This window comes from Geminicoccus flavidas (genome assembly GCF_009806515.1).
Taxonomy (GTDB): Bacteria; Pseudomonadota; Alphaproteobacteria; order Geminicoccales; family Geminicoccaceae; genus Geminicoccus; species Geminicoccus flavidus.
Map to the genome: position 1 here is coordinate 1 of NZ_WUJP01000784.1, position 2,772 is coordinate 2,772.

The 2,772-nt window shown below is 67.2% G+C and carries 4 protein-coding genes; 3 read left to right on the top strand and 1 reads right to left on the bottom strand.

Features of this window, described 5'->3' with window-relative positions:
• The coding region (gene wrbA, locus EQG76_RS22505) for an NAD(P)H:quinone oxidoreductase (RefSeq protein WP_159716551.1) at positions 1-441 on the top strand (441 nt) is incomplete at its 5' end.
• A 9-nt stretch (positions 442-450) separates the two neighbouring features.
• Here the strand turns inward: wrbA and EQG76_RS22510 are convergent.
• The gene (locus tag EQG76_RS22510) at positions 451-675 is read right to left on the bottom strand and encodes a hypothetical protein (protein WP_159716552.1); all 225 of its coding nucleotides are present in this window, start codon (positions 673-675) and stop codon (positions 451-453) included.
• A gap of 97 nt (positions 676-772) precedes the next feature.
• Here EQG76_RS22510 and EQG76_RS22515 point away from each other — a divergent pair, with 97 nt between their 5' ends.
• Both EQG76_RS22515 and EQG76_RS22520 read left to right on the top strand, forming a co-directional pair.
• Positions 773-1,753 (top strand): ABC transporter substrate-binding protein, encoded by a 981-nt coding sequence (locus tag EQG76_RS22515; protein ID WP_159716553.1) that lies wholly within the window; start codon positions 773-775, stop codon positions 1,751-1,753.
• A 94-nt stretch (positions 1,754-1,847) separates the two neighbouring features.
• Positions 1,848-2,772: ABC transporter permease subunit (locus EQG76_RS22520; RefSeq protein ID WP_200841033.1), on the top strand; the 925-nt coding region annotated here is incomplete at its 3' end.

The following is a 2,772-nucleotide window of genomic DNA, read 5'->3' on the forward strand; positions in this document are numbered from 1 at the left end:
ATCGACCAGCCGGCACCGTTCGCGCAACCAGGCGAACTTGGCGACTATGACGCGATCATCTTCGGCACGCCGACGCGCTACGGCAACATGGCCGCCCAGATGAAGCAGTTCCTCGACCAGACCGGCGGCCTGTGGGCGCAGGGCAAGCTGGTCGGCAAGGTCGGCAGCGTGTTCACCAGCACGGCCTCGCAGCATGGCGGCCAGGAGACCACCATCACCTCCTTCCACACCGTGCTGCTCCACCACGGCATGGTGATCGTGGGCCTGCCCTACAGCTTCGCCGGCCTGAATGGCGTCAAGGAGGTCATGGGCGGCACGCCCTATGGCGCCAGCACGATCGCGGACGCCGACGGCTCCCGCCAGCCTTCCGCCGTCGAGCTGGAAGGGGCGACCTTCCAGGGCCGCCACGTCGCGGAGATCACCAAGAAGCTGCACGGCTGAGCGGACGGCTCAGTTGCTGTTGTCGGCTCCGCTTCCGGCTTCGGGAGCGGGGCTCTTGCGGCGATACTTATCGGAAATGAAGAACTCGAACACCGCGTAGACGGTGACACCCAGGAACATCCAGAACCAGATCGAGTTCGGCTCGTGCCAGGCCTCGAACGCCGTCCAGGCCAGGCAGACCAGCAGCAGGCCGATGCGGACGGCGAGTGGCTTCAGCATCGGATGGGGGTCCAAGATCCAGCTCCTCTTGTCGCGGCTTGTGCCGGTGTAGCGCCACCGCTAGCGTCCGGCCACGTCCCGCATGACGGGACGATGATCGGGAGAGGTTGACATGGATCGTCGCCAGTTCGCCAGTGCGCTCGCACTGGCAACGGCGGCCGGGGCGCTGGCTCGCCCTGCCGCCGCACAGGACAAGAAGTTCACGGTCGCCCTCATTCCGGGGCTCACCACCGACGCGTTCTACATCACCATGCACAAAGGGGCTCAGGCCGCGGCCGACGCGCTCGGCGTGGAGCTCCTGTTTCAAGGGGCACCGGAATTCAACCCGACCCTGCAGGTGCCGGTCCTCCAGGCGATGATCGCGCGCCAGCCCGATGCCCTCCTGATCGCGCCCACTGACAAGCAGCAGCTGATCGCACCGCTGCGCCAGGCCCACGACGCCGGGATCAAGGTGATCACGGTCGATACCTTCATCGACGACGGCAAGTACCAGGACGGCACGGGCGAAGGCGACTTCCCGCTCTCCTACGTCGCCTCAGACAATATCATGGGCGGCCGCATGGCCGCGCGGGCGCTGGCCCAGGCGATCGGCGAGCAGGGCAAGGTCTATGTCAGCAACGTGAAGCCCGGCATCTCGACCACCGACCAGCGCGAGCAAGGCTTCAAGGAGGGCATGGCGGAGTTCTCTGGCATCGAGGTGCTGGAAACCCAGTTCAACGACAACGATGCCAATAAGGCGTCCTCTCAGCTCCAGGCGGTGTTCGCCCGCAACCAGGACCTGGCCGGGGTGTTCGGCGCCAACCTGTTCTCGGCCTTCGGTGCCGCGGACGGCGTGAAGGCAGTCGGCAAGACCGGCGAGATCAAGGTGGTGGCCTTCGACACGCCCACCCGGATCATCGACGACCTGAAGGGCGGTGCGGTGGACTTCGCGATTGCCCAGCACCCGGCCGAGATCGGCTTCTACGGCGTGGTCACCGCGTTCGCGGCACTCACCGACCAGTCGGTGCCGACCACGATCGGCACGGGCTTCACCGTCATGGACCGGGACAATATCGACCAGCCCGAGATCCAGCGCTTCGTCTATTCCGAATAGCCGGCACATCCCCGGGGCGGCCGGCCCGCCCCCGGGACATGCCCCCGTCCCGATGCCTGCGACTGGCCCGATTCCTCCGACTGGACTGCCAATCTTGGCCACTGCCGCCGCGCCGCACGCGCCCGCCGAACGCCACCCGCTGCTCGCCTTCGTGGCGATCGCCTGGTCCTGGCTGTTCCTCCTGCTGCTGGTCCTGTTCTTCGAGTTCTGGGCCCGGCTTCAGTACGGCTCGACCTTCGTCCTGAACCCCTACAACCTGCAGAGCATCGCGCTCGCGGCCTCGATGCCGCTCCTGCTGGCCCTGGGCCAGACGCTGGTGATCATCGCGGGCGGCATCGACCTGTCGGTGGGCTTCGTCATGGGCCTAGCTTCGGTGGTGATGGCGACGGTGATGCAGGCCGCATCCGGGCTGCATCCTGGCCTGTCGCTGCTGCTGGGCATCGTGGCGGCGCTGCTGGTCAGCGTCGTCCCGGGCTTCATCAGCGGCACGCTGATCGCGCGCTTGGCTATCCCCGCCTTCATCGGCACGCTCGGCATGTACGGTGTCTGCCGGGGCGTGGGCTTCCTCACCGCCAGCGGCACCACCGTGCCGGTCAACAATCCCTGGCTGTTCCAGCTGGGCAACGCGAAGATCCTGCAGGTCCCGGTGCCGGTGATCCTGACCGCGATCGTGGTGCTGGTGATGCACTGGGTGCTGCGCGAGGGCCGGTTCGGCCGCTACACCTATGCGATCGGCGGCAGCAAGGCGGCCGCGGTGCGGGCCGGCATCAACGTGCCCAGGCATACCGTGCTCCTCTACATGCTCTCGGCCTTCTGCGCCGGGATCGCCGGCGTGGTCTATACCGCGCGATTCTCGGCCGGTGCCGCCCAGGGTGGCGAGCCCCTGCTGCTCGACAGCATCGCCGCGGTGGTGATCGGCGGGGCTTCCCTGTTCGGCGGCTCCGGCACGATCGTCGGCACGGTGATCGGCGCGTTCATCATCGCCGTGATCCAGTACGGCTTGGTGTTCATCAACGTGG

Coding starts and splice junctions, on each gene's coding strand:
- EQG76_RS22515 (WP_159716553.1), top strand. CDS start 773: ATGGATCGTCGCCAGTTCGCCAGTGCGCTCGCACTGGCAACGGCGGCC.